General features: G+C 63.7%; 25 protein-coding genes. 9 read left to right on the top strand and 16 right to left on the bottom strand.

Going from position 1 to position 23779, the window contains the following annotated elements:
* The first annotated feature begins 73 nt into the window (after positions 1 to 73).
* Positions 74 to 1051: an enoyl-CoA hydratase/isomerase family protein gene (locus O5K39_RS12015; protein WP_271143864.1), complete on the top strand. Its 978-nt coding sequence runs from the start codon at positions 74 to 76 to the stop codon at positions 1049 to 1051.
* Here the strand turns inward: O5K39_RS12015 and O5K39_RS12010 are convergent.
* From O5K39_RS12010 to O5K39_RS11975, 8 genes are all read right to left on the bottom strand, one after another.
* On the bottom strand, positions 947 to 2374 hold the full coding sequence (locus O5K39_RS12010) for an amidohydrolase family protein (protein ID WP_271143863.1): 1428 nt from the start codon (positions 2372 to 2374) through the stop codon (positions 947 to 949). The genes O5K39_RS12015 and O5K39_RS12010 overlap by 105 nt on opposite strands.
* A gap of 1 nt (position 2375) precedes the next feature.
* Positions 2376 to 3869, bottom strand: a complete 1494-nt coding sequence (locus O5K39_RS12005) for a fatty acid--CoA ligase family protein (RefSeq protein WP_271143862.1) — start codon at positions 3867 to 3869, stop codon at positions 2376 to 2378.
* A 6-nt stretch (positions 3870 to 3875) separates the two neighbouring features.
* Positions 3876 to 4166, bottom strand: a complete 291-nt coding sequence (locus tag O5K39_RS12000) for a hypothetical protein (protein ID WP_271143861.1) — start codon at positions 4164 to 4166, stop codon at positions 3876 to 3878.
* 21 nt (positions 4167 to 4187) lie between these two features.
* On the bottom strand, positions 4188 to 5414 hold the full coding sequence (locus O5K39_RS11995; RefSeq protein WP_271143860.1) for a CoA transferase: 1227 nt from the start codon (positions 5412 to 5414) through the stop codon (positions 4188 to 4190).
* A gap of 134 nt (positions 5415 to 5548) precedes the next feature.
* On the bottom strand, positions 5549 to 6214 hold the full coding sequence (locus O5K39_RS11990; protein ID WP_271143859.1) for a TetR/AcrR family transcriptional regulator: 666 nt from the start codon (positions 6212 to 6214) through the stop codon (positions 5549 to 5551).
* A 121-nt stretch (positions 6215 to 6335) separates the two neighbouring features.
* On the bottom strand, positions 6336 to 7802 hold the full coding sequence (locus O5K39_RS11985) for an aldehyde dehydrogenase family protein (protein ID WP_271143858.1): 1467 nt from the start codon (positions 7800 to 7802) through the stop codon (positions 6336 to 6338).
* A gap of 44 nt (positions 7803 to 7846) precedes the next feature.
* Positions 7847 to 8587, bottom strand: coding sequence for an SDR family oxidoreductase (locus O5K39_RS11980; RefSeq protein WP_271143857.1), 741 nt, complete (start codon positions 8585 to 8587; stop codon positions 7847 to 7849).
* A 73-nt stretch (positions 8588 to 8660) separates the two neighbouring features.
* Positions 8661 to 9452 carry a hypothetical protein gene (locus O5K39_RS11975; protein WP_271143856.1) on the bottom strand — a complete coding sequence of 264 codons (792 nt, stop codon included), beginning with the start codon at positions 9450 to 9452 and terminating at the stop codon, positions 8661 to 8663.
* A 227-nt stretch (positions 9453 to 9679) separates the two neighbouring features.
* Here O5K39_RS11975 and O5K39_RS11970 point away from each other — a divergent pair, with 227 nt between their 5' ends.
* Positions 9680 to 10852, top strand: a complete 1173-nt coding sequence (locus tag O5K39_RS11970) for a thiolase family protein (protein ID WP_271143855.1) — start codon at positions 9680 to 9682, stop codon at positions 10850 to 10852.
* Between the two features lie 13 nt (positions 10853 to 10865).
* On the opposite strand, the gene O5K39_RS11965 is transcribed toward O5K39_RS11970, so the two are convergent.
* Positions 10866 to 12053: an FAD-dependent oxidoreductase gene (locus O5K39_RS11965; protein ID WP_271143854.1), complete on the bottom strand. Its 1188-nt coding sequence runs from the start codon at positions 12051 to 12053 to the stop codon at positions 10866 to 10868.
* 205 nt (positions 12054 to 12258) lie between these two features.
* On the opposite strand from O5K39_RS11965, the gene O5K39_RS11960 reads away from it, so the two are divergent.
* The 7 genes from O5K39_RS11960 (at position 12259) to O5K39_RS11930 (ending at position 17659) form a co-directional block, all read left to right on the top strand.
* Entirely contained in the window at positions 12259 to 13011 is a 753-nt protein-coding gene (locus tag O5K39_RS11960) for a thioesterase family protein (protein ID WP_271143853.1), read from the top strand.
* A 116-nt stretch (positions 13012 to 13127) separates the two neighbouring features.
* Positions 13128 to 14141: a thiamine pyrophosphate-dependent dehydrogenase E1 component subunit alpha gene (locus O5K39_RS11955; RefSeq protein ID WP_271143852.1), complete on the top strand. Its 1014-nt coding sequence runs from the start codon at positions 13128 to 13130 to the stop codon at positions 14139 to 14141.
* Entirely contained in the window at positions 14141 to 15151 is a 1011-nt protein-coding gene (locus O5K39_RS11950; RefSeq protein WP_271143851.1) for an alpha-ketoacid dehydrogenase subunit beta, read from the top strand. The genes O5K39_RS11955 and O5K39_RS11950 overlap by 1 nt, the downstream gene beginning before the upstream one ends.
* 16 nt (positions 15152 to 15167) lie before the next feature.
* Positions 15168 to 15398: a biotin/lipoyl-containing protein gene (locus O5K39_RS11945; RefSeq protein WP_271143850.1), complete on the top strand. Its 231-nt coding sequence runs from the start codon at positions 15168 to 15170 to the stop codon at positions 15396 to 15398.
* A 7-nt stretch (positions 15399 to 15405) separates the two neighbouring features.
* Positions 15406 to 16185 (top strand): coniferyl-alcohol dehydrogenase, encoded by a 780-nt coding sequence (locus O5K39_RS11940; RefSeq protein ID WP_271143849.1) that lies wholly within the window; start codon positions 15406 to 15408, stop codon positions 16183 to 16185.
* The gene (locus tag O5K39_RS11935) at positions 16186 to 17142 is read left to right on the top strand and encodes an alpha/beta hydrolase (RefSeq protein WP_271143848.1); all 957 of its coding nucleotides are present in this window, start codon (positions 16186 to 16188) and stop codon (positions 17140 to 17142) included.
* Complete coding sequence (locus tag O5K39_RS11930) at positions 17129 to 17659, top strand: hypothetical protein (protein ID WP_271143847.1); 531 nt, start codon at positions 17129 to 17131, stop codon at positions 17657 to 17659. Before O5K39_RS11935 ends, O5K39_RS11930 begins: the two co-directional genes overlap by 14 nt.
* On the opposite strand, the gene O5K39_RS11925 is transcribed toward O5K39_RS11930, so the two are convergent.
* From O5K39_RS11925 to O5K39_RS11895, 7 genes are all read right to left on the bottom strand, one after another.
* Positions 17648 to 18604: an oxygenase MpaB family protein gene (locus O5K39_RS11925; protein WP_271143846.1), complete on the bottom strand. Its 957-nt coding sequence runs from the start codon at positions 18602 to 18604 to the stop codon at positions 17648 to 17650. The two genes, O5K39_RS11930 and O5K39_RS11925, sit on opposite strands and share 12 nt — an antisense overlap.
* Positions 18589 to 19215: a TetR/AcrR family transcriptional regulator gene (locus O5K39_RS11920; protein ID WP_271143845.1), complete on the bottom strand. Its 627-nt coding sequence runs from the start codon at positions 19213 to 19215 to the stop codon at positions 18589 to 18591. The genes O5K39_RS11925 and O5K39_RS11920 overlap by 16 nt, the downstream gene beginning before the upstream one ends.
* Positions 19216 to 19281: 66 nt before the next feature.
* Positions 19282 to 20007, bottom strand: coding sequence for an SDR family oxidoreductase (locus tag O5K39_RS11915; protein WP_271143844.1), 726 nt, complete (start codon positions 20005 to 20007; stop codon positions 19282 to 19284).
* Positions 20008 to 20048: 41 nt separating this feature from the next.
* Positions 20049 to 21200 (bottom strand): hypothetical protein, encoded by a 1152-nt coding sequence (locus O5K39_RS11910; RefSeq protein ID WP_271143843.1) that lies wholly within the window; start codon positions 21198 to 21200, stop codon positions 20049 to 20051.
* Positions 21201 to 21240: 40 nt separating this feature from the next.
* On the bottom strand, positions 21241 to 22218 hold the full coding sequence (locus tag O5K39_RS11905) for a phosphotransferase family protein (protein ID WP_271143842.1): 978 nt from the start codon (positions 22216 to 22218) through the stop codon (positions 21241 to 21243).
* Between the two features lies 1 nt (position 22219).
* Complete coding sequence (locus tag O5K39_RS11900) at positions 22220 to 23365, bottom strand: thiolase family protein (RefSeq protein WP_271143841.1); 1146 nt, start codon at positions 23363 to 23365, stop codon at positions 22220 to 22222.
* Positions 23362 to 23742, bottom strand: coding sequence for an OB-fold domain-containing protein (locus tag O5K39_RS11895; protein WP_271143840.1), 381 nt, complete (start codon positions 23740 to 23742; stop codon positions 23362 to 23364). Before O5K39_RS11895 ends, O5K39_RS11900 begins: the two co-directional genes overlap by 4 nt.
* Positions 23743 to 23779 lie beyond the last annotated feature (37 nt).

The following is a 23779-nucleotide window of genomic DNA, read 5'->3' as shown; positions in this document are numbered from 1 at the left end:
CGCGATCGATAGACCACCCTTGTTGCACCTGCCAAGGCTTGCCGGAACAGTCCGAACCTTCCAAGCAGGGGCCATGACCTACCACCGGCTGGAACCGTGGATGTTGAGCGCCGACTGGCGCCACGACGACCGCCCTTTTGTGGTGATCGACCTTACGACATGGCCGCGCGCGGTGCCGCTCGATCCACTGCCGCCGATACCTGTGATCGCTGTAGGTTCGCCGCTCCATCCCTTGGCTGAACAGGCCGATATCCGTGTCGATACGGCCCTCAACCTCGTCGGTCTCGCATCCGCGATCACCAAAGCGCCTCGGGCCGCCTGGGTGATTGTGGATCTGCTTCGCGCGACGGAAGGGATGGAGACATTAAGGGCCCTGACCTGCGAATCCCTTGCTTTCGCGGCCCTGCAATCGGGTCGCGAGCACCGCAACTGGTTGGCAGCGCACTCGGCTCGAACTCCAACGGGCCAGGGAGGGGTGGTGACCGAGCGCGATGGCGATGTCGTAAGCATCACCGTCGACCGCCCGACAGCGCGTAACGCGATCGACCGCGCCCTTCGTGACGCTCTGTTCGATGCCTGTTCGCTCGCGAACCTTGATGCTGACATTCAAACTGTGCGGATAACTGCGACCGGGCGATGTTTTGGTGTCGGCGCGGATTTGAGCGAGTTCGGAACGACCGACGATCCTCCCAGCGCGCATTTTATCCGAAGCCGCACTCTACCGGCGCGCGCGATCCTGCCGCGAGCGTCGATCTATGAGGTTCATGTCCGAGGCGCCTGCATAGGAGCCAGTCTCGAATTCGCGGCCTTCGCCGGTCGAGTGACCGCCTCCTCCGACGCCTGGTTTCAGCTTCCGGAACTGGGCATGGGCATCTTGCCGGGCGCGGGAGGATGCGTTTCCGTACCAAGACGAATTGGACGTCAGCGCGCAGCCCTGATGATGCTGTCAGGCAGACGCATCGACGCCCAAACCGCCCTGGACTGGGGCCTGATCGACGCGATCGTAGATGACCCTGCCCTCGATCACCGTGGCCCTGACATCGGCGGCTGATAGCGCGTTACGCACTTCGGTCCATGGCCGGGTCAAGAGGCAAAGGCTGGCGGCGCAGCCCACCTCCACGTACCGTTGTCGTCGAAGATCAACGGGGTCCGCCGTGAACAGACTTAGCGCCTGTTCCGGACTCATCGCCTCGCAGGCCCCGATCACGTGACCAGAGAGTGTCCGGCGCGATACCGCAGCTGCCATCGCGGCCCAGGGATCAGGATCGCCGAAGGGAACGTCGGTGCCCCCGGCCAATGTGACTCCCGCCGAGACGAAACTCTGCAGGCGGTAGAGGGCAGACCATTCGTCTGGCGCAATGGACTGGCGATAGGCGTCCCCGCGTTCGGACACGAAGTTCGGTTGCGCCACGACAGACAGCCCCTGGTCGGCGATATCCTGCAGCAGATGATCCGGACAGATCGAGGCATGCTCGATCCGATCTCCGGGCTCGACCCCTGCGTCGCGCAATGCTGCCAGAGTAAAGACCAGTTCGAGTTCCGAGACGCAGTGAACGGCGACAGTCCGTCCCTTGGCGTGGGCCTTGCGCATCATGGACACCACCGTGTCGAAATCAGGCATGTCTGCCTCATGAAGATGAATCTTGACCGGCCCCAGCTTGAGCGCCCGATTCATACCCCCGGCCCCGAGCGAAGCCTGACCCGCAAGGACGACCGATTGAGGTAGAGCTCCCCGCTCACGCTCCGCAACAAAATGAGACGCGACACGATCGTCGTTGGCCGGGCTCATCTCCGTGATCCCCGTGACGCCAAGACGGGACCACTCAGCCCCGACGTCATCGAAGGCTGGCATATTGGCGGCCATGACTTGCTGCATCCAGGCGTCTTCGTCGAAGAGCCTGCCGGTGACCCGGTCCAGGCCAGAAGGGAGCGGAACTCCGGGTGCCAGAAGAGTTTCGAGCGCAGCCGTGTTCAAGAACCACATCCGTCCAGACCGATGCTGGATTCGCACCGGGCGCTCCGGAGCCACCTGATCGAGCCAGACGCGGTCAAGCATGCCCGCAACGCTTTCGTGATATCCGACACCACGCAGCCAGCCGATCCCAGGCATCGACAGACACCGCGCGAGGCCTTCCCGGTCGACGACGTCGGGGGGACCACATTTGACGGAAGTTCGAGCAGCGGCCGTTGCAGCAACATGGACGTGATGATCGTGCAATCCGGGAATCAGCAGGCCGGCTTCAGCCTCGATTACCCTGGCGTCGGCGGCGTCCAAGCCCGACCCAATTTCCACAATCAGCCCACCGACGATCCGCACGTCCACAGATCGGCCGTCAAGCAGGGTCGCGCCGCGGATAAGCAGCGCCGGGATCAATCTACCGGCTCTCGCCGAACAGCTTGCGCACGTCTCGGCGCAACAACTTTCCCATCTCATTGTACGGCAGGGCATCGACGATCAAGATCTGCTCGGGCACGCGTGACGAACGCAGGCGTCCACGGACCAAGTCCTTGATGTCATCATGGGAAGGTGCGGTTCCCCTGACGACGATCGCGGTGGCCACGGCCTCTCCCCATTCGGCCGAAGGGACGCCGACTGCAGCGACATCCGCGATGTCCGGGTGCGACAACAGCACGTCCTCGATTTCGCCAGGCGATATGTTCTCGCCACCCCTTACGATCACGTCGTCGGCGCGCCCCGAAAGGAACAGATAGCCGTCGGCGTCGAGATAGCCGGCGTCGCGGGTCGGGAACCAGCCTTGCGTATCCAGGGCAGAGCGTTCGCGATACTCGCCGGACACCTGTTCTCCGCGAACATAGATCTCGCCAGGCACTCCGGCCGGAAGAACCCCGCCCTCCTCGTCCCGGATCTCTAGCTCGATGGTCGGCAGTGGTCGGCCTACGGACCCGAGCCTCGCGCGGACGGCCGGATCGTCGGAGGCGTGCGCCAGGCGATGCTCTTCGGGGCCCAGCAGGGCCACCGTGGAACTCGTCTCGGTCAGGCCATAAGCGTTGGTGAAGCCGCAGGACGGGAACAGCTCCAGCGCCCGCGCGACGAGTTCCAGCGGCATGCGCCCCCCGCCGTAGGCGATAGAACGCAACGAGAGCAGATTCCTGGCCTGTTCATCGTCGAGACCTTCCACAATCCGCGACAGCATTGTGGGGACGACAAAGGCGTTGGTCACCCGTTCGGCGCCGCAGAGCTGGGTCCAGGCTTTGGGCTCGAAGGCCGGCAGTAGAACGATCCGACGCATCGCATAGATTGAGCTCAACAGGGCCGCAATGCCTGCGATATGGTAGGGTGGCACGCTGACCAATGCGGCCTCGCTCTCATCCGCCGCCCCGAACTCGACCGTGCCAAGGATGTAAGAGACAAGGTTTGCGTGCCTCAGGATCGCGGCCTTGGGAGCCGCCGTGGTGCCGCTGGTGAAGAGTTGCACGGCAACCCCCTCCCCTTCGCCCGTCCCACGATCCGGCTCCGCCATAGCCTCGGCCCGCGCCACAAACTCCACCCGAGTCAGAAGCTGGTTCCCCGTTCCGGACATGAGTGCGCCTACCCGCGAGGTATCGCCGACCACAAACGCCGGCTCGATCCGAGCAAGGAGAGCCGCGAGGTCCGCGTCCGCCAGGCGATAGTTCAGGGGACAGTAGGGCACGCCGGCAAGCGCGGCGCCGAACAGCGCAATCGGAGCGGCTTCGCTACCCGTGTCCAGCAAGGCGACCTGCTCGCAACCACTCGCGGCGATCGCGGCGGCTGCGCCGGTCGCCGCGTTCCAGAGCTCGCCATAGCTCCAGGATCGGCCATCGCAGGTCAGACCGATCCGATCCGGCTCGGTATCCGCGGCCATTTTCAGCAGAAGCGAGATATCCACTGAGGATCAGTCCGAAGAGGGCAAGGGCTTGGCGTCCTTGACCTTGAGAGCGACGCCATTCAGCGCCAGCGAACCTTTTCCCGGCTTGATGCAAAGCAGTTCGACGGTACCGGAATCATCAACATAGCGCTTGCCCATGATCGTGCCTGAGGAGAAGGCGGGATCAAGGTCGCTCGAGACTCCGCGCTCAGCGACCATTGCCGCACCACCGCATTCGGCGACACCGTCAGGCACAGCCTTGATCACCATGATCTCGGTATCGCAGACGGCGCTCTTCAGCTTGGTTCCAGCTTTCATGTCACTCTTCCTTGCTAACGGTCAGGCGATGGCCTTGGCAGCCTTCAGGCTTTCGATCCTATCCCAGTCGAGCCCGAGCTCCATCAGGAACGGCTCGGTGTGCTCCGAAGCCTGAGGCGCACGGGTGGTCTCGACCGGCTGGTGATTGAACTGAACGGGATTCCGCACCAGCTTGATCGGCGCTCCGCCATCGACAGCCTCGACTTCGATGAGCATGTCGTTGGCAATCGCCTGATAATCCTGCGCCAGATCCAGCAGACTCTGCACCGGAGCCCACTGCCCCGTGAAGGTCTTCAGCTTCTCGCGCCAGTAGGCGAAAGGCTTTGCCAGGAAGGCGGCGGCGATCAGGTCGCTGGCGGCCTGATGGTTTTCCATGATCTTGTGAGCGTCCGAGAAACGCGGGTCGTCCGCGGCTTCCGGAATGCCCATGTGGGCGAACAGGTCCCTTGCATAGGGTCCGGGCGTCAGGGTGCACAGGTTGATCACCCCGCCGTCGGATGTCGCGTAGTTGCCGAGGAAGGGGTTGCCCGGAATTCCGCCGGACATCGGCATACGGGTGCGCGGTGCCGTGCCTGTTTCGATCGCCTGATCGACGGCGGCGCCGCTGGCCCACCAGCTGGTGCTGAGCAGCGAGACATCCACCTCGATCGCCTCGCCGGTTCGTGCACGGTGAAACAGGGCGGCGGCGATGCCGCCTGCGATGTTCATCCCGCCAATGGAGTCACCGAAGGCGGCGATCGGCTGCATGAAGGCGCCCCCCAGTTCCTCCGGCGTCATTGTGTAGGCCAGGCCACCCCGGGTCCAGAAGGCGGTGTTGTCGAACCCGCCCGCCGTTCGCTCGGGACCCTTGTCCCCATAAGCCGAGCCGCGCGCATAGATGATGTTCGGATTGGCGGCCCGAATCTGCTCGACGTCGAAGCCCAGTTTCTGCCTCACGGACGGCAGGTAGTTGGTCAGGAAAACATCCGCCGTCGCGGCGATCTCGTAGATCAGCTGTCGGCCTTCTTCGGTGGAGATGTCGATGCCGACGCTGCGCTTGCCACGGTTGGGATGCTCCACGAGCATGTTGCGCAAGGGGTCCACCTTGACCCCGCCCATGTTGACGAAGCCGCGCTGAGTGTCACCGCGAACCGGATGTTCAATCTTGATGACGTCGGCACCCCAGTCCGCCAGGACAGCCCCCGCTGCGGGGACGAAGGTGAATTGCGCTACCTCGAGGACCCGTACGCCCTTCATTACTTGTGTCATCTGTGCCGTCCCATTGCGCCGCGCTCAGTGCATTCCTGTGCGACGAAGCAGAAGGTAACGGGACGCCCGTGTCGGTCATAGCGGTGTAGCGGGTCGTGCTGACGTAATCGCGGCGGCGATGCCGGGCCGGTCGATCAGCGATTATTGCGACGCTGGTCCCTTATGGCGATTTCAGTCAACCGCGATTGCGCGGTGATGAGATTATCAATGTAGACCTCTTCGGCACTGGTTCCGTGGGCCGGCGAGGTGATGTGGAAATGTGGGGTCGTGACGACCGTAGCAACACGTTCAAGGCCAGTGAGGACGACGGTCGCCAGATGGGCGCAAGGGGTGTCCCCGTCGGCGAGATCGCAACCCATTTGTCGCGTCAGCGCATTCAGAAGCGGTCGTGTCGCTTGCGATCTGTAACTCAGAACTGCGAGATCGCAATCATCAGCGAAACTATTCCGCATTCTGAGTAATCGCGCATGACGCTTCCAGAACAGATAATGGGCCCGATGAAACGCTAGACAGTCTTCTGTGAGAGTTTCGTCTCGCCAGTAATCGCGTACCAGCTTCATGAAGGCATCGCCCGCAGTGTCCATCACGCATCGGAGCACTGCGAGAAGCAGGTCGCCCATCGCCGGAAAGTAAAGGTAGAGCGTCGTCATTCCGACCGACGCTTCCTTGGCCACCGCCGTCAGTGTCACCGGTGGGCCTTCCGGGTCGTCCAGAAGGGTCAACATGGCGCTGATGACCCGCTCGCGGGTTTCCTGGCCCTTACGGCCCAGGCGTTGACCAACGAGGTTGTAGGTCACCACCTGGGGGGAGGTCCCTGCCTGTGCCCGAGCCGAAGGGCGGGTCATGTCGCCTCGCCAGGGCGTCGCAGCCTGTTGCCGCCTCTTCCGGCGGCTCCGAAATGGGCAAAACGCACGGCCATCGTCAGGCAGCGATCCCGATGGATTTGGTTTCGAGGTATTCCTCAAAACCTTCCAGACCCCACTCTCTCCCGACACCGCTCTGCTTGTAGCCGCCGAACGGCATATCGGGCGAACTCCAGCTTCCGCCGTTCACGCCAATCGTTCCGGTCCGCATACGGCGCGCGACCTTCATCGCCCGCTCGCGGTCGGCCGACTGCACGCCCCCGGACAGGCCGTAGTCGCTGTCGTTGGCGATCCTGACCGCGTCATCGTCGTCCTCGAACGGGATGACGACCAGGACCGGTCCAAAGATCTCTTCACGGGCAATTGTCATGTCCGACGTCACATCGACGAAACAGGTGGGTTCGATGAAATAGCCGTCGCCCTTGTCGGTCGCAACATTGCCGCCTGCGATCAACCGCGCGCCCTCCGCCTTGCCCGTTTCGATATAACCCATGACCCGGTCGCGCTGACGCGCCGAGATCACCGGACCCATGACATTAGTCGGGTCATCGATCTTGCCCCATACACCGGCATAGGCCGCATAAGTGTGTTCCAGCACGGCTACAGCTTCTTCGTAGCGGCTGCGCGGCACCAACAGACGCGTACTGATCGCGCAACCCTGCCCGGCATGGAAGCAGACGATCGAATGCGCGACCGCCGTCGCGAAATCCGGCGTGTCGTCGAGGAGAATGTTCGCCGACTTTCCGCCGAGTTCGAGGAAAACCCGCTTCAGCGTCGCTGCGCCCTTCTCCATGATCCGCTTGCCCACGCCGGTCGAGCCGGTGAACGAAATGAGATCGACCCGCTTGTCAGTCACCAGCATTTCACCGGTGAGGACCGGGTCCTTCGCCGTCACCACATTGAAGACGCCCGCCGGGAAACCTGCCTCATGGGCGAGTTCGCCCATCAAGGCATTGATTAGGGGCGTCTCAGGCGCGGCCTTGAGGATCACGGTGCACCCCGCCAGAAGCGCTGGCACCACCTTGCCGACGGCAATGTAGAAGGGCACGTTCCAGGGCGTGATCGCGCCGACGACACCTACCGGCTCTCGCACCACGAGACGGTCGTTCGTGACTCCGTAGCTCACCCGCTGGCCCATGTTCTTCTCCCACTCGAAGGCATCGAACATTGTGATGAGTTCATTCCAGTAGGAGAGCGGCCCATCGACCTGTGGGCCCAGGGCCGCGCCCAGGGCTGAGCCCAGCTCATGCTGCGCGAGCGGAACGAGCCTGTCCCGATTGGCCTGCAGCCGCTCGCCCAATTTGACGACCATCTCGCGACGCAGGGCGTGGTTCGTCGACCAATCGGTGTCGTCAAAGGCCCGCCGCGCAGCAGCGATCGCTTCTTCCATGTCCTCGGCTGACGCGTCAGCAGCATGTCCGAAGACTTGCCCGGTCCAGGGATCGATGTCCTCGTAGGTCGCACCGCCCGCTGCGTCCCTCAGCCGGCCGTCGATGTAGAGCTTGCCTTCATTGAACGTCGTCATCTGCTGATCCTCAATCCTGTGTGTTTGCGCCGGGTCGAATGGGTTCAGTCGGCCGGGCGAGCCTGATAGGCCATGAGGCCAATGTGGAGGTCCGCCGGAAGGTCGACGATCGTCCGGAAGAGGTGCACCGTGGAGGCGTATTGCGAAACCGGTCGGGTCATGAAGTCGATGCCCTTCTTGGCGGCTGCGGTTAGGAAACGCATAGCGGCCTCGGGCTCCATGGTCGCGGAACTGCCTGGTCCAACCATCGCGCCGGCGCGCACGATGCTCACGCGGATGTTTCGGTCTTCGAGTTCGCTGTGCAGATCCTTGCTGAATCGCTCGATCGCGGACTTGGTGGACTGGTACATCAGCAGATGCGGGACGGGATGCTCGACGGATTCCGAGCTCAGATTGATGATCTGACCACCGCGATCCAGCATGGGGATGGCAGACCGGCAACAGAGCACAGGACCGGCGAAATTAGTCAGGACCGCTCCCATGATCTGGTCGTCCGTGGCTTCCTCGATCAGGAAGGGATTGAAGATCGCGGCGTTGTTGATGAGGACGTCGATCTTCGGGTGCGATCGCGCGATCTCGGCAAAGGCTGCGCGCACGGAATCCGGCGAGGCGACGTCACAGGCGATTGGAAGCGTTTTGCCCCCAATGTCTCTGGCGACTTCGCTGACCTTTTCGAGCGAACGCGCCAACATCACGACTGTCTCGCCGTCGTCGGCAAACCGTTGCGCCAGAGCCCGACCGAGGCCGCCATTGGCGCCCGTGATCACGATAACCTTGCCCGTCATGTCTGCTCCTGCATCCTTGCCTGTCGTTCAATCCTGCCACGACGCGGATAGCCGTGCGCGCGACACCCATCCGCTATCGCCACGGCGATGCCGACTGCCCACGCGTTGCCTCCGGGTAGACAGAGAGATCACCGGCATAGGCCACGCCTCCCGGCCAGAACTCCGTGCCGCTGATCTTTCTAAAATAGTGAACCGTCCGCGCGACCGAGCCGGCTTTTGAGCGCGGCTCCATGGTGACCCCGCTGGGAGATTTGCCCAATGCGCGCATGCCAAAGTCGGTGACCGTGAAAATCAGATCGTCGGTCTGCTGAGCCGTCATCACGAGCTGGTCGCCGGGACAGTAGCTGCGCGGCTCGACCTGAATATCAGACAGGACGCCGCGCTTCATGCCGACATGGCCCGGAACGTTGATCACCTCGACGCTGTGCACGTTCTCATACCAGGCCTGGTATTCGTCGAAACGTCCGGGAACATAGTTGCCCAGGATGATGCTGACGCCCGACAAAGGCTTGTCCCGCTGCCAGTTCGGGCCGATTTTCCAGTCGCCGAACAGTTGGAATGTGTGAAGTCGCTCCGCGCCATCTGCTGAGACCAGTCCGGAGTCGCGAGCCTCCGCGAGCAATGGACCGAGCGCGGGAATCTGGAGCTTCGGGTCACTGACCTCAAAATCGTAAACGCTCAGATATCGCCAGCACTGAACGGCATCAGGCATGATCTGGGCCTCAGTGACTTCATAGCGATCTGCCCCGGCAAAGCCCTTCAACCGAACCAGGGCGTCACGGTGCGGACCATCGAACCAATCTGCATAGGCTCCGGTCTTGTCCTCGGGAACATTGTGAAGATGGAGCGTCGTATAGAGTGTCATGTCCCCCACTCCTGTCATTGGGCGGCGTCGGGCTGGCTTTACGCACTGCAGTCCGGCAAGCAATCCGGCGCGATCGCAAGCACCCGAGATATCGCCCGCGTGGTGTTGCGGCCGACGTCGCTACCGCCCCGGCGATGACTGTGGTCCGCCGCTTGGCCTTGACTACAGATGGCTTACCGGCTGGACCACGTCGTGCCAGACAACGGCGTTGATCTGGAGAGCATTCAATGTCGTCCGCCGTGGTTGTGAGTGCGGTCCGCACCGCCGTTGGAACCGCCCGCAAGGGTTCGCTCGCCAACATGTCGGCGGAAGCGCTCGCCGCGATCGTCGTCCGCGCAGCGGTCGAACGGTCTGGCTTCGATCCCCAGGATGTCGACGACGTCGTTCTCGCCGAGTCGATGGCGGGCGGCGGAGCCGTGGCGCGGCATGCGGCCGTGGAGCTGGGCATGTTCCGGGCTGCCGGCATGGCCGTAAACCGCCATTGTGCGGGTGGCCTCAGCGCCGTGGGCGTGGCGGCCGGCGCGGTTCTGGCCGGTATGGAACGGATCATCGTGGCGGGCGGGGTCAACGCCATGTCCATGTCGCCGCGAATGCAGCGACGCGACCCTGTCACCGGAGAATGGATCGACTGGTGGATCCCGCCAACCCATCCCGACAGCGCCGAAGCGCCCAATCGCGACATGTCCATTACGGTGGGATGGAACGCCGCCAAGGAAGTCGGCCTCACGCGAGAGGAGATGGACGCCTGGGCTTTCCGGTCTCACGCGCGCGCGATCGCAGCGATCGATGAGGGTCGGTTCCTGGACGAGATTGTCCCGGTCCGCGTCCGGAACGCTGATGGCCAGGAGGTCGAGTTCAAGGTGGACGAGCATCCGCGACGCGGCGGCTCCCTTGAAAAATTGGCCTCGCTGGCCGTGCTTCACCCCGAGATCGAGGGCTTTTCGATCACCGCGGGCAATTCGAGCGGTCTCAATGACGCCGCCGCCGCCATGGTCGTTACCAGCGACGAGATCGCGCGCGCCGAAGGTCGGGAAATTCTGGCGACGATCCGCGGCTGGACGTCGATCGGGATCGACCCCGCCCGCACGGGTGTCTCGGTCCCTGACGTTGCGCGCAAGCTGTTGATGCGCGCCGGGCTCTCCACCGGAGACATCCGGCTGTGGGAAATCAACGAAGCCTTCGCAGCCGTACCGCTCGCGGCCTGTCGCACGATGAACCTTGACGAGGAGACGGTGAACGTCTCGGGAAGCGGGTGCTCGATCGGACACCCGATCTCCGCCTCCGGTGGACGGATGCTCGCGACCCTGGCCAATGAACTGAAACGCCGCGGAGGTGGGCTGGGGGTCGCCGCCATGTGCGCCGGCGGCGGTCAGGCCGGGGCGGTGCTGATCGAGGTTTGAGCGCCTCGCCTGTTTACACCGCCGCCAGGGCCTCTTCCCACGAGGGATCGTTCTCCAGCATGCGCCGGAATTTGAGCAGCTTGCCCGTGGCGGCCAGCCCCAAGGCCGCAACGAGCCGGTCGGCGCGTCGATACAGCGCGACGAACCTCTCCTCTTCGCCCGAACCGAACACGATCCGGACCTCATCGTGGGCCACAGGCGAGCCGACCAGTTGCATCTTCAGGCCGTACTGATCCGACCAGAACCAGGGCACAGGCATGTAGGGCCCGGGATTGAGACCGCCCCCGTCGGCCAAGAGACGTTTTGCTGCGTGCTCCGCCTGACGAACGGCATTGTCCCAGTGCTCGACCCTGCGAAGCTCGCCATAGCGGCGGTTCGGCCAACGCGCGATATCCCCGGCCGCAACGATCCCTGGCGCGGCGAGACAGGTTTCGTCGCAAACCAGGCCGTTGTCGATCGTCAGTCCAGAGCCTTCCAGCCAACCCGTGTTAGGCGTGACCCCGATGCCGAGAATGGCGACGTCCGCCGCGACGACAGACCCGTCGCTAAGGTGGACGCGCTCCAGGCGCTCGACGCCCTCAAAGGCCGCCGCAGCAACCCCCAGGCGGACATCGACACCATGGCGACGGTGCATATCGCCGATGATACCGCCGATTTCCGCGCCCAGGACATGCGCCGCCGGCGCAACCGCCTCGATCATGGTCACCGAAAGGTCCAGCTTACGCGCCGAGGCCGCTGCCTCCTGGCCCACGAAGCCGGCACCGACCACGACGACACGACAACCAGGTCGGGCCAGATCGTCTCGCAAGGCGATGGCGTCATCCAGGGTTCGCACCACATGCACACCCTTGATGTAGGTCCCGGGAAGCCGCCGTGGCGCGGCGCCTGTCGCGATGACGATGCCGTCGAACGACTCCGACTGACCCTCACCGTAGGTCAGGGTGCGCGACGCCGCGTCAAGTCCGGTCACAGCACAGCCCAGTTTCCATTCCGCATCGTCCAGCAAGGCGTCGATCGGAAGCGCGGCCTTCTCCGGCGGCCAGTCTCCGCGCGCGATCTCCTTTGAGAGCGGTGGCCGGTCGTAGGGAAAGTGCGGTTCATCGCCGAAGACTACCAACCGCCCGGCAAAGCCTTCCCGTCGCAGGGTCTCCGCAGCATTCAATCCGGCAAGTGATGCGCCGACGATCGCGATGGAATTCATGGTCAAACTTCGAGCCCTTGGTTCATCGGATGGCGAGGCGTAGGGGCCGAAAAGAACCGCTGTCAAACGACCGAGCCATTGCTGTGCTCGGTATCGCCGGGGCGTTTGCCGCCAGTGACCGGATGTCTGCTAGGTCACCCCGAACCTTCCAAGTTTCGAGCTCGGCGGGTGAATTGGCTGAGAGAAGTAGGCACGAGGAACGAGCGTGAGCGACAGCTTCTATACCCGCCTCGGCGACGGCTTTGCGCCGACAGGTCTGGGCGTTAGCGTCTGGAACCCGAATGCCCAGATGGGTGTCGCGCTCGCTGGGCTTGCAGCCCACGTCCTGGACACGATCCCCGCTCCCGCCGCCATGTCCCCTGCCCGGCTGACGATCGATATTCTCGGTGCCGTGCCGCTCGCGCCCCTTACACCCGCTGTCCGGATCGTTCGCGAAGGCAAGCGAATGCAGGTGCTCGAAGTCGAACTGTCCCTGGGAAATCGGACCTGGGTCAGGGCGTCTGCGCTGAGGGTCAGAACGGCCCTGTCTCCTGTGGCCGAGCCGGCGCCATCCCACCCGTTCCCTGACCTCGCCGAGAGCGTGGGGATCACTCACGATTCCGATTTCGCGACCACCGTGCGCCTTCACGGCGGCTTTCCTGATCCCGGTCCCGGCGCATGGTGGGTGAAGCCGAAGGTCTCAGTCGTCGCCGGTTGCCCCTTGAGCGCGCTGGAAGGCGTCGCGATGGTTTCGGACTATGGTTCCGGCGTGGGGCCCCTCGTCTCGTCGAAGGATTGGACCTACGCCAACGTCGACGTTTCGATCCACCTTACGCGGATTCCACGGGGGCCGTGGCTGCTGATCGACACGCGCAGCGAGAGCGCGGGAAATGGAATCGGAATGGTGCACAGTCGGCTTGGTGATCAGGACGGCATGATCGGCATGGCGCACCAGACCGTGTTTCTCGACCGCCGCTGAAACGCGGTATCGCCGGGGCGAAATCACTTCGGCGCGCCTTGCTGTTGGCGAGCAGGCGATGCCAAGTCCGGCCGGGGCGCGAGGTTTGCGCCGCCCAGCACAGAAAGACGGCATCGATGGCCACGACAGGGCAAGGCGAGGGCGTGAACGCAGCCGTTCCGGATGCCGCCACTCAGATCGAAATCTACCGGCGGATGTCCCTCATCATGCAGAACGACGAGGCCTCCCGGAAGGTCGTGCGGTCGGGCCGACTGATGATGCCCTATTATTCCCCGCGGGGTCAGGAGGTTATCCCGTCCGCCGTGTCCGTGAACCTCACCAATGAGGATCAGATCTGCACCATCTATCGTGGGATCCACGACATGCTGGCCAAGGGCGTCCCGCTCAAGGACCTGTGGGCCGAGGTGGCCGGGCGGGTCACCGGCACCTGCAAGGGCAAGGGCGGCCCGATGCACATCACCCATCCTGCGTCCGGAGCCATCCTGACGACCGGCATCGTCGGCTCATCGATGCCGATTGCGAACGGCCTGGCCTGGGCCCACAAGCTTGATGGAACGCGTCGGGTGGTTATCGCCTATTTCGGCGACGGAGCCTCCAATATCGGGGCCTTCCACGAAAGCCTGAACCTGGCCTCGCTTTGGAAGCTGCCCGTCGTCTTCGTCTGCCAGAACAACCGGTTCGGCGAACACACCCGCTATGAGAACGCCACCTCGGTTGATCAGATTTCCAAACGCGCCGTGGGGTACAACATGCCCGGCGTCACCGTGGACGGAAACGACCCGTTCGCCATGTATGCAGCCGCCAATGAAGCCATCAACCGGGCCCGCGACGGCGATGGGCCGACCCTGATCGAGGCCATGACCTTCCGCTTCTTCGGTCACGTCTTCGGCGACGACGACTTCTACATGACCAAGGAAGAGAAGGCCGAGGCGATCGCCAAGGACCCTGTCCCGGCCTTCCGCGCCCGGCTAATCGCCGACGGCGTGGCGACCGAGGCCCAACTCGCCGACCTTGAGGCCGATCTGGCCAAACAGATCGAGGAGGCCATCCAGTATGCTCTCGCCAGCGACCTGCCGTCCGCCGACGAACTGACCCGCGACGTTTTCGCTGCTGAAACCGAGGCCGCCTGATGCCCAAGATCAACATCATCCAGGCCATCAACGAGGCCATCGCGGAATCCATGGTGGCGGATCCCAAGGTCATCGTCCTGGGCGAGGACGTGGCCGACCGCGAAGGCGGCGGGGTTGTCGGCATCACGCGCGGCCTGTCCACCCGCTTCGGCGATGCTCGTGTCCGGTCCACGCCCATCGCCGAACAGGCGATCATGGGGGCGGCCATCGGCGCGGCGATCAACGGCTACAAGCCGGTCGCCGAGATCATGCTGATGAACTTCACCACCGTGGCCATGGACATGATCGTAAACCACGCCGCAAAGCTGCGGTTCATGTCAGGCGGCCAGACGACGGTTCCGATCGTGATCCGCATGATGACGGGTGCCGGCATCGCGGCCGCCGCCCAGCACAGCGACTTCCTTGAGGCCTGGTTCGCCCACACGGCGGGCATCAAGGTTGTTGCCCCGTCGAACGCCGCTGACGCCAAGGGGCTGATGCTGTCCTGCATCGCCGATCCCGACCCCTGTATGTTCATCGAATGCTCGCGCGCCTACGGCAATGCCTGCGAGGTTCCGGCCGACCAGGGGCCGATCCCGCTCGGCAAGGCCCGGATCGCCCAGGAAGGCCGCGACGTCACCATCATCAGCTACTCCGAAATTTTCATGCGCGCCGAGGCTGCGGCCAAGGAGCTGGAGGCGGATGGCGTCTCGGTCGAACTGATCGATCTGCGGACCATCTCGCCATGGGACCGCGAGACCGTCATCGCCTCGGTCCGCAAGACCGGTCGCGCCGTGATCGCACACGAAGCCGTCCGCCAGTTCGGTGTCGGCGCCGAGATCGCCGCCACCTTGCAGGAGGAGTTGTTCGGCGAACTTAAGGCTCCAGTGAAACGTCTGGGTGCCCCCTATACGTCGGTGCCGTTCTCGCCTGGCCTCGAACAGCTGTTCATCGTGTCGGTCAAAGATATCGCCGACGCCGCCCGCGCCACTCTCGGCGCGAAAACTCCCGCGGCCTTGGCCGTTTCCTGACCACAGGCACAGACCCATGGCATTCGACATCATCCTGCCCAAGATCGGCTTCTCGATGACGGAAGGCGTCCTCAGCGAATGGCTTGCAGAGGACGGCGCAAGCATCACTGAAGGCCAGCCGCTCTACTCGATCGAGAGCGACAAGTCGGTCAACGAGGTCGAGGCGCCGGCCTCGGGCACGCTTCGGATCACGGGCGTCGCTGGCACGACCTATGACGTCGGCGCCGTCATCGGCACGATCGAGTAGGACGCCCATGGTCGATCCGCTCGGCTTCGCAGGCAAGCGGATTGTCGTCACTGGATGCGCGTCGGGGATCGGTCACGCGACCGCATCGCTGTTGATCGAGGCCGGCGCCGAGGTGCATGGCATGGATCTGCACCCGTCGGACCTTTCGCTTGCGGCCTTCAACAAGGTCGATCTCGGCGACCCTGTGTCAATCGATACACTGGGATTTGAAGGTCGGCTGGACGCACTCCTCAACTGCGCCGGGATGTCACCGACAAGGCCCGCCGTCGAGATTGTGAGCGTCAACTTTTTGGGCACCCGGTATCTGACCAAGAAACTTGTCGATCACATGAGCGTCGGAAGCGCGATCGTGAATGTTTCCTCGAACGGCGGCGCTCGGTGGCGAAATCGACGATCGGACCTGCTCGCATTTATCGATACAGCCTCGTTCGCCGAGGGCCTCGCCTGGTTCGAGACCAACAAGCACACGATCCCCAACGGCTACGCCTTTTCGAAGGAAGCCCTGATCGTCTGGACACTTCAGCAGTCTCAATCGCTGATCCGGCGCGGTATCCGCATCAACGCCACCAGCCCCGGCGCGGTCCAGACCCCGATGCTGGTCGATATCGAAACCAGGGTGCCCGGCGAAGTGATCGACGCCGTCGCTCAACCGATCGGCCGACGCTCGACGCCGGTCGAGCAGGCATGGCCCCTCTTGATGCTGGCCAGCGATGCAGCAGCCTACATCAACGGCGTTGACCTCGCCGTGGATGGCGGCTGGGCGGCCGGCATGATGTTGGGGGACTAGATGGAACTCGGCAGGGTCGCAGCCGAACTCCAAGGGCCGCTGCGCAAGGTGCCGCCCACACCGTTCAACAGCGCGCTCGGACGATGGGCGATCAACGCCGCTATCGGTCTGATTCCGGCCATCGCCACCGAAGGCGTCGAGATGCGCAGGGTCGCTGGCACCACGCGTGGGTTGAGGGTTCACGTCCCCCTCGTCCGAAAATCCAAGGGCGCCCTGCTCTGGATTCACGGTGGCGGATACATCATCGGAAGCCCGGTCCTCGATGATCGGCTTTGCGGCGCGACGGCTCGAAAACTGGGAATCCCCGTGATTGCGGCCAGCTATCGCCTCGCTCCCAAACACTCCTTCCCGGCCCCGCTCGACGACTGTTTCGCCGCTTGGCGGTGGGTGCAGGATCATGCGTCCGATCTGGGCATAGATGCGAAACGAGTGGCCGTGGGCGGCCAGAGCGCCGGCGGCGGGCTGGCCGCTGGTCTGATCCAGCGCATCCAGGACAGAGATGGCCCCGATGCGGCCGCGCAGTGGCTGTTCAGCCCCATGCTGGATGACCGAACGGCCGCACGGCGCGACCTGGATGCTGCCGGGAATTTTGTTTGGAGCAATCGGCAGAACGCCTTGGGCTGGTCCGCCTATCTGGCGGCCGAACCCGGAGGGCGAGACCTGCCCGACTATGCGTCGCCGGCCCGGCGCAGTGGACTGGAAGGACTGCCACCCGCCTGGATCGGCGTCGGGGAGCTCGATCTGTTTCTGGACGAGAACCGCGCCTATGCCGACCGACTTCGGGCGGCGGGCATCGACGTCGTGATCGACACCATTCCCGGCGCGCCCCACGGCTTCGAGTCCTGGGCTTATGACACGGCGATCGCGCAAGACTTCATCAAGAGCGCACAGGCCTGGTTGGAAAAAGCTCTGGACCAGCCAGAGACGGCAGCAGGAGGAAACCATGAGCGACACTGAGACCCAAAAGTCCGGATTTGCCATCTACCGCGCCAAGGATGCCCCGGGCCTGATGGACACGGGCCGAATGTGCATCGCGTCGACGACCGATGTTCAGCGGGCGGGAATGAAGAGCCTTGTCGCCGTCGGTTATCTGGACGGCGACGAAACCACGATGCTGGTCGACAAGCCTGGCTTCGCGCTGACCCACGCCTGGCTCAAGGCGAGCTATCCGCTGGCGCTGCACAGCCACGACTCCGACTGCCTGTATCATGTCGTCGCCGGCAGCCTCAGAATCGGGACCGAGGAGTTGGGACCGCGCGACAGCTTTTTTGTGCCGGCAAACACGCCCTACACCTACACACCCGGCCCCGAGGGCGTGGAGGTGCTGGAGTTCCGACACGCGCAGGCATTCAACTTCGTCAACCTGTCGAAGGGTGAGGCCTTTTATACGAAGGCCGCCGTGACCATTTCGGCAAACCGCCGAGCCTGGCAGACTGCGAGGCCGCCTTCTGGATTCGAAAGTTCAGGCGACTGAGGTCTGGCTGGGATGAGCCCCCGTCTGACCGGCGGCGGCGAGAGCCGGTGCTGGCTCTGGCTTGGGGGGCTTCACGTGGGTCCCCACTTCGGAGACCTTGTACCCGTTCGGGTATACGGTCCGGATCAAGGCCTCATGCTGGCTCGGCGCACCGTCCGGGACAGGATCGGCGGCCGCAGCGCGTTTGAGCAAGACGTCGGCGAGACCCCTCATGAATTTGGATCCCGGCTTGATGCCGCAGGCTCGAGCCACACGGGGATCCAGTTGCGCCGAAAGCAAGGGCCCGATCATCGGACGCAACCATAACGGCATCAAGGAGCGGTTGAACTTGATGAAGACCTTGGCGAGTTCCTCGTTGCGCGGTTCGTAGCGGGTTTCAGTGTCGAGATAGTGGGAGAAGAAGGCCTGCGCCTCGGCGTAGGTCGGCGGAAGCGGCTTTGGAGATCCAAACGCCCGGGTCTGGTGGCTGTAGTACCGAAGGACGGCTTCACGTTCCTTGTCCGTGACCGGGCGCCAGCCGTAGCGTTCGGCCAGTTCGATCGAGCCGACCACCTCCTCGATCCCCACGGCCAGAAAATCATCCGTCTCGATATCGTATTGTTTGTGCATGGCGTTCACGCGACGGGCGGCATCGCGCCCCTCCCCCACGAAGCCTTCCGTCAGGACCTTGCTGGCCAGGATGGTCGTGTCGATCACCCGCTTGGCGACGCGCTTCTCCAACTCCCCGGATGCGTGCAGCACCTTCGATATCCGTGGACCCGAATAGGTCATCAGGAACCCGTTGAAGGCCTTGGCCATCATGGCGGACTGAAAGTCGCCGTAGAACAGGAGCGTGATCTCCCGATAATCGGTCTCTACATCCAGCGACTCGATCTTCCTCAGCCGTGCGTAGCGATCCGGCTCACCCAACCAGCGCTTCTCCTGGCGATTCATGTCGTCCCCCATTCGTCGTTCTTCTTGATGAAATGCTCGAGCAGATCGCCCGCCACGATCAGCAGGGACGCACCCAGTCCCTTGCCGTCGTCCCGGGCAGCCTGCAGACAGGCCCAGCCGAGATCACGCATCACGACCAGGGCCCAGGCCCGCGCAAGCTCGTGTGCACCGCTGTTGTCCAGTGCCGCCGCGAAGGCCGGCAGCCGTGCTGCCAAGGCGCCGATCAATCGGTCACCAATCTGGCTCACGGCCATAGGCGCATCTACGCGTTCGGAAAGGTGAGTAATAAGGATTGCGGGCGTCCTGTCGTCGGCGATGAACCGGGCGAGTTCACCGACCCAGACGCCGATCTCGGCTCGTGACGGGTTCGGGCTCGGCAATCGCTCGACAACCTTGCACAGGGCGTCACCGTAAGCCTTGGCGATATGGGTGAGCATATCAGGCTTGTCCGGGAAATAGAGATAGAGCGTCGAGCGGGAGACGCCGGCCGCCTGGGCGATCTCGTCGATTGTCGCCTCATGATAACCGCGGCCGAAGAAGGTCTCGCGCGCAGCATCCTGAATCCGCGCGCGCGTATGGGCGCGATGGGAGTCGCGAAGGGACAGGGGCCTGGCATCCGACATAGTGCCAGATTAGCTAGATCGGACGCTATGTACAATGGCCGGACACAGTGTCCGGTATTTTTCCACCTAGGCGCTTTGTGCGCGATCCGCGACAATGCTGGCACCGGAAATGAAGCTGGCGCGATCCGACGCCAGATAGAGGATCAGGTCGGCAACCTCTTCGGCGCGGCCAGGCCGGCCGGTCGTGACCATCTTCATCACCGTCTCCGGCGGCCCGACCTTGGCCAGAATGGTATAGAGGTCCTGAGCCATCGAGGTGTCGATCAATCCGGGATGAACCGCGTTGATGCGAATATCATGTCCGGCCCGGGCGACTTCGAGGGCTGCGCTGCGGGTGTAGTGCGCCACCGCAGCCTTGCTCGCTCCGTAACTCGCCATGATCGGGTTGCCCTTGAGCGAGGCCGCAGAGGACAGATTGATGATCGTGCCTTTCCCCGCCGGCCGCATGAAGGTGAGCGCAACCGCCATCCCCAGCAGCGAGCCCTCCACATTGATCGCGAAGGTCCGACGATAGATCTCCAGGTCCGCGTCGCCGACCCGATCGGACAGGGACACGCCGGCGCTGTTGACCAGAATATCGAGCCGACCGAACCGTGATCTGATCCAGTCCGCAAGTTCACCCCAAGCCACGGCGTCCGTGACATCCAAGACGCGAGCCTCGGCCGTGCCCCCGATGGCCATCGTCGTTGCCTGCACGCCGGAAGCGTCCCGGTCGATGGCTATGAGGGTTGCACCCGCGTCCGCGAGGGCGCGGGCCGCCGCCCGCCCGATACCAGCGGCGGCGCCGGTCACCACTGCAACGCGACCCGTCAGGTCGATCCAGGGCGCGGACATCAGACCATCGTCGCTGCGGGCCATTCGCCCCGAACAAGGGACTCGACGTCGGCATAGCCCTGCGAATCGCCTTCGCGGATTCTGAGCGGCCGATCGCGAACCTCCCAGCGCGCGCTTTCTGCAAGCTTGGCGGGGTCGTTGACGTCCTCGACCAGTTCGCCGTCCAGAAAGTCATCGCCCTTGTAGGCGCCGTGGATCAGACCTTTCCAGGCGCCGTACATGCCGGGTTGCAGTCGGAATCCCATCTCGGGATTTATGGCTTCCACCTCGAACACGCGCTCGGTCACATCCCGGCGACCGCTGGATTCCAGCACGTAGAGCTTCCCGCCCATCATGGCATGATCGGACTGGCGATAGGTCAGCTCCGGGTAAACCCGCAGCAGCTTGGTCTGACGACCGTCGGCTTCGTTGATGAAGCCGGTGAAATAGTCCAGCCCGCGTGGCTCGCGGTACTCGCGGAAATAATAGTTCAGGCCGTATCGGCTGCCGTCCGGGCGTTCGAGACATCCGACGAACCAGTTGAAATGGAAATCGGTGCTCGCCCCTTTAGGCGGCGGAACCAGATCGACAGGATCGACCCCGACGTGCTCGCGCACGCCCCAGCTGTGATCTCGGACACCGAACCATTCGTCGGAATTCACCGGGATTCTTTCGCCTTCGATCTGTATCCACCCGCTGATGGTTCCAGTTTGGTGATACCGGACCACATCTGTCGCCAGACGGCCGTTATGAATCTCCCGGTCTCGCCCCTCGAAGAAGGCGGGCATCAGGTCGGTGAAGGTCAGATCGAACTCGAGCGGCTGCGCAGCATTCGCGGCGCACGTCACCCGGATTCTGCGAAAAGGCTCCAGGACTTCGTAGCGCAGAGGGCCGACCGCCAGATCGTCGATGGCGGGGCGCAAAACGCGGCTGGCCCGGATCGTGCGCTGGCTCGTGCCCTGCTGACAGCCGGCGAAACCATCCAGCACGTTCCGGTTGCTGTATTTCCCCAAACCGAAATCGACCTGAAGCGACCCGTCCTTCCGGAACAAGGTCATCCAGATCTTTTCGGTCCAGCCGCGATCAGCCGTCTCCACCGTCGCGTGGGTATTGGCGATCTGGTGGTTCAGAAACTCATCCGCGCCGGTCAGCGCCGCGATCGTGGGGACCATCTTATCCGCCTTTGCTTGAAGTCTTGGTCATGTCCGACAGTCAGCCGAGAACGACGTCCATGAGGGCAATGTTGGCGTCCAACATCTCTTTCCAGCGCGCCATCTTTGGATCGTGCGACTCGCCGGCAACGATCATCTGATAGCCGCGCGCGACAATGGCAGCGATCTTTCCGACCGCTGCGGCCTCGTACCATTCGAAACCTTGAGCCGATCGCCCCGAGGCGGCCTCCCAGGCTTTTACCGCCTCGTCTCGACTGATGATCCCCGACAATGATGGCAAAGGGACGCCGAAATAGATTTCAGGGCGGAAGAAGTAGAGCACATAACCCAGGTCGGTCAGCGGCTCTCCATTGTGGCCCAGTTCCCAGTCCAGAACCGCCGAGAGCCTGAAGTCGGACCACATGAGGTTCGCGATCTTGGGGTCCCCGTGGACCGGAGACACTGGTCCCGATCGCGGCGCAGGTCTGGAAAGCAGGCGATCATAAAGCGCTACGAGGGCCGGGCAGTCGGCATTGGCAGCCCAGCTGCGCCACTTGCGAGCATCACTCTCCGGGGTGGCAGGGGTTCCGAAAGCCGCCAGAGGCTGAAGTCTTGCGATCGACCCGATCGCCGCCACCCATTGGCGCGACACAGACGTCCGTTGATCGGGGGTCGCCTCGGTGAACCATTCAGGCAGGACGTAGTCGGTCACCGCAGCTCCAGGGACCGTCTCCATGATGAAGAATGGATCGCCCAGAAGCCCTGAGTCCTCTTCGAGGTGAAGGATGCGAGGGGTCGGCAGGATATCAGGAAGCGCGCCGAGCTCCTGATATACATGGCCCTGTGTGATGACCCCGTGCCCTTGGAGGACCGGCGGCGTACTGGGCGGGAGCCGCAGAATGGCGTCGAGCCCCTCGAGCACGTAGGTTTCGTTGGAGTGACCTGCGGTCAGCGGACGGACGCCCGTGATCTCGACGCCGCGGGGCACACCCGCGCGGAGGCCCGCCAGAAGCGCGTTGATGTCGCGTTCGGCCGACATCTTAGGCCTTCTCGAGGATGTGCACGCCCGCGACGCCCGCGACACTGCTGAAGCCCAGCACATGGGCCAGGCCCAAGCGCGCGCCCTGAACCTGTCGAGCCCCTGCCTCCCCGCGAAGGTGCATGACTATCTCGACGATATTGGCGATCCCGGTCGCGCCGATCGGATGCCCCTTCGACAGAAGTCCGCCCGACACATTCACCGGAATCCGCCCGCCCAGAGCCGTAGCCCCACTGTCGATCAGGGCCCCCGCCTCCCCGTCGCCGCACAGACCGAGGTTCTCGTAATGAAGGATTTCCGCCGTGGCGAAACAGTCGTGAAGCTCGACCAGATCCAGGTCGTTCGGTCCGACACCGGCCATCTCGTAGGCCTTGGACACAGCGAGGCGCGTCACGGAATCGGCATCAAGCAAGACGGGGTTGCGCGGTTCATAGGGGTCAGACGCCAGCGCGGATCCCCGCACCCTTACCGCCCGCGAAAGCCCCAGTTCACGCGCCTTCTTCTCGGACACGAGGATGGCGGCGGCGGCGCCGTCGACATTGGCCGAGCACATCAACTTGGTCAGGGGCGTGGCGATCATTTCGCTGGCCAGGACTTCCTCCAGTGGCGTTTCGCGCTGGTACATCGCCTTGGAATTCATGGTCGAATGGTGATGGTTCTTGACCGCGACCTGGGCGAACTGTTCCATCGTCGTGCCGTATTTACCGGCGTGGATCATCCCCGCCTCGGCGAACATCGCCGGGGTCGTTCCCGATCCGAACAACCCCTCGGGCGAAGGGCCGTCGCCGATCGGTCCGCCGAGCAATCCCTTGGGATTCTTCTCGGCCCCGACCGCGAGGGCGACATCATATAGACCGCTCTTGATGGCGACGAACGCCTCGCGAAAGGCGGTCGCGCCCGAGGCACAGGCGTTCGAGACGTTGACGCAGGGTATCCCCGTCTGGCCGATCTGTTTGAGGATTTGCTGGCCGATCATCGAGGCGGCGTTGAACGTCGATGACGCATAGACGATGTCGAGATCGCGAACGGTCAGTCCGGCGTCATCCAGTGCCAGCAGCGCAGCCTCGGCGCCCAGTTGTGCCGGTGTGCGATCGGGGTATCGACCAAACCGGATCAGGTCCGCGCCGACGACATAGACGTCGCTCATTCCGCTGCTCCTGCCTTGACGAAATGAAAGCCGACATAGGGCGCGCCGTCAGGCGCCCGTGCGCCACCGGCGTCGTCAAACACCAGCGAAACCGGCAGACCGACACCCAGGGACTCCGGATCGACGCCGCGGACCGTGCCCTTCAGCGTCAAGCCGTCATCCAGGTCGACGATCGCCGATACGAACGGTGTTTTCACGCCTGGAAAACTCCGCAGGACCGTCGACCAGGTGACGATACGACCCCTCTCGCCGACGCGGAAAGCTTGAGGCGGCGTTCGGGAGGTACAGGCCCGACAGGCCATCGGCTGATCGATCATGATCGCGCCGCAGTCCGCGCAGCGAAAGCCCTCGATCGAGGGCTCGCCGGTCTCGGCCACGCGGATCGCGGCGTGGGCCGGTATCGCGACATGCGGA

Origin of the sequence: Brevundimonas sp. NIBR10 (assembly GCF_027912515.1) — a bacterium.
Classification (GTDB): domain Bacteria; phylum Pseudomonadota; class Alphaproteobacteria; order Caulobacterales; family Caulobacteraceae; genus Brevundimonas.
The sequence above is the reverse complement of the archived record's forward strand: the minus strand, read 5'-3'. Positions and strand labels throughout refer to the sequence as shown.

Bases quoted from the DNA above. Each gene is read 5' to 3' on its own strand.
- O5K39_RS11970 (WP_271143855.1), top strand. From the start codon at position 9,680: ATGTCGTCCGCCGTGGTTGTGAGTGCGGTCCGCACCGCCGTTGGAACC.
- O5K39_RS11925 (WP_271143846.1), bottom strand. From the start codon at position 18,604: ATGGGGGACGACATGAATCGCCAGGAGAAGCGCTGGTTGGGTGAGCCG.
- O5K39_RS11935 (WP_271143848.1), top strand. From the start codon at position 16,186: ATGGAACTCGGCAGGGTCGCAGCCGAACTCCAAGGGCCGCTGCGCAAG.
- O5K39_RS11945 (WP_271143850.1), top strand. From the start codon at position 15,168: ATGGCATTCGACATCATCCTGCCCAAGATCGGCTTCTCGATGACGGAA.
- O5K39_RS11955 (WP_271143852.1), top strand. From the start codon at position 13,128: ATGGCCACGACAGGGCAAGGCGAGGGCGTGAACGCAGCCGTTCCGGAT.
- O5K39_RS11900 (WP_271143841.1), bottom strand. From the start codon at position 23,365: ATGAGCGACGTCTATGTCGTCGGCGCGGACCTGATCCGGTTTGGTCGA.
- O5K39_RS11940 (WP_271143849.1), top strand. From the start codon at position 15,406: ATGGTCGATCCGCTCGGCTTCGCAGGCAAGCGGATTGTCGTCACTGGA.
- O5K39_RS12000 (WP_271143861.1), bottom strand. From the start codon at position 4,166: ATGAAAGCTGGAACCAAGCTGAAGAGCGCCGTCTGCGATACCGAGATC.
- O5K39_RS11930 (WP_271143847.1), top strand. From the start codon at position 17,129: ATGAGCGACACTGAGACCCAAAAGTCCGGATTTGCCATCTACCGCGCC.
- O5K39_RS11975 (WP_271143856.1), bottom strand. From the start codon at position 9,452: ATGACACTCTATACGACGCTCCATCTTCACAATGTTCCCGAGGACAAG.
- O5K39_RS11910 (WP_271143843.1), bottom strand. From the start codon at position 21,200: ATGGTCCCCACGATCGCGGCGCTGACCGGCGCGGATGAGTTTCTGAAC.
- O5K39_RS11980 (WP_271143857.1), bottom strand. From the start codon at position 8,587: ATGACGGGCAAGGTTATCGTGATCACGGGCGCCAATGGCGGCCTCGGT.
- O5K39_RS11950 (WP_271143851.1), top strand. From the start codon at position 14,141: ATGCCCAAGATCAACATCATCCAGGCCATCAACGAGGCCATCGCGGAA.
- O5K39_RS11965 (WP_271143854.1), bottom strand. From the start codon at position 12,053: ATGAATTCCATCGCGATCGTCGGCGCATCACTTGCCGGATTGAATGCT.
- O5K39_RS11905 (WP_271143842.1), bottom strand. From the start codon at position 22,218: ATGTCGGCCGAACGCGACATCAACGCGCTTCTGGCGGGCCTCCGCGCG.
- O5K39_RS11985 (WP_271143858.1), bottom strand. From the start codon at position 7,802: ATGACGACGTTCAATGAAGGCAAGCTCTACATCGACGGCCGGCTGAGG.
- O5K39_RS11995 (WP_271143860.1), bottom strand. From the start codon at position 5,414: ATGACACAAGTAATGAAGGGCGTACGGGTCCTCGAGGTAGCGCAATTC.
- O5K39_RS11920 (WP_271143845.1), bottom strand. From the start codon at position 19,215: ATGTCGGATGCCAGGCCCCTGTCCCTTCGCGACTCCCATCGCGCCCAT.
- O5K39_RS12015 (WP_271143864.1), top strand. From the start codon at position 74: ATGACCTACCACCGGCTGGAACCGTGGATGTTGAGCGCCGACTGGCGC.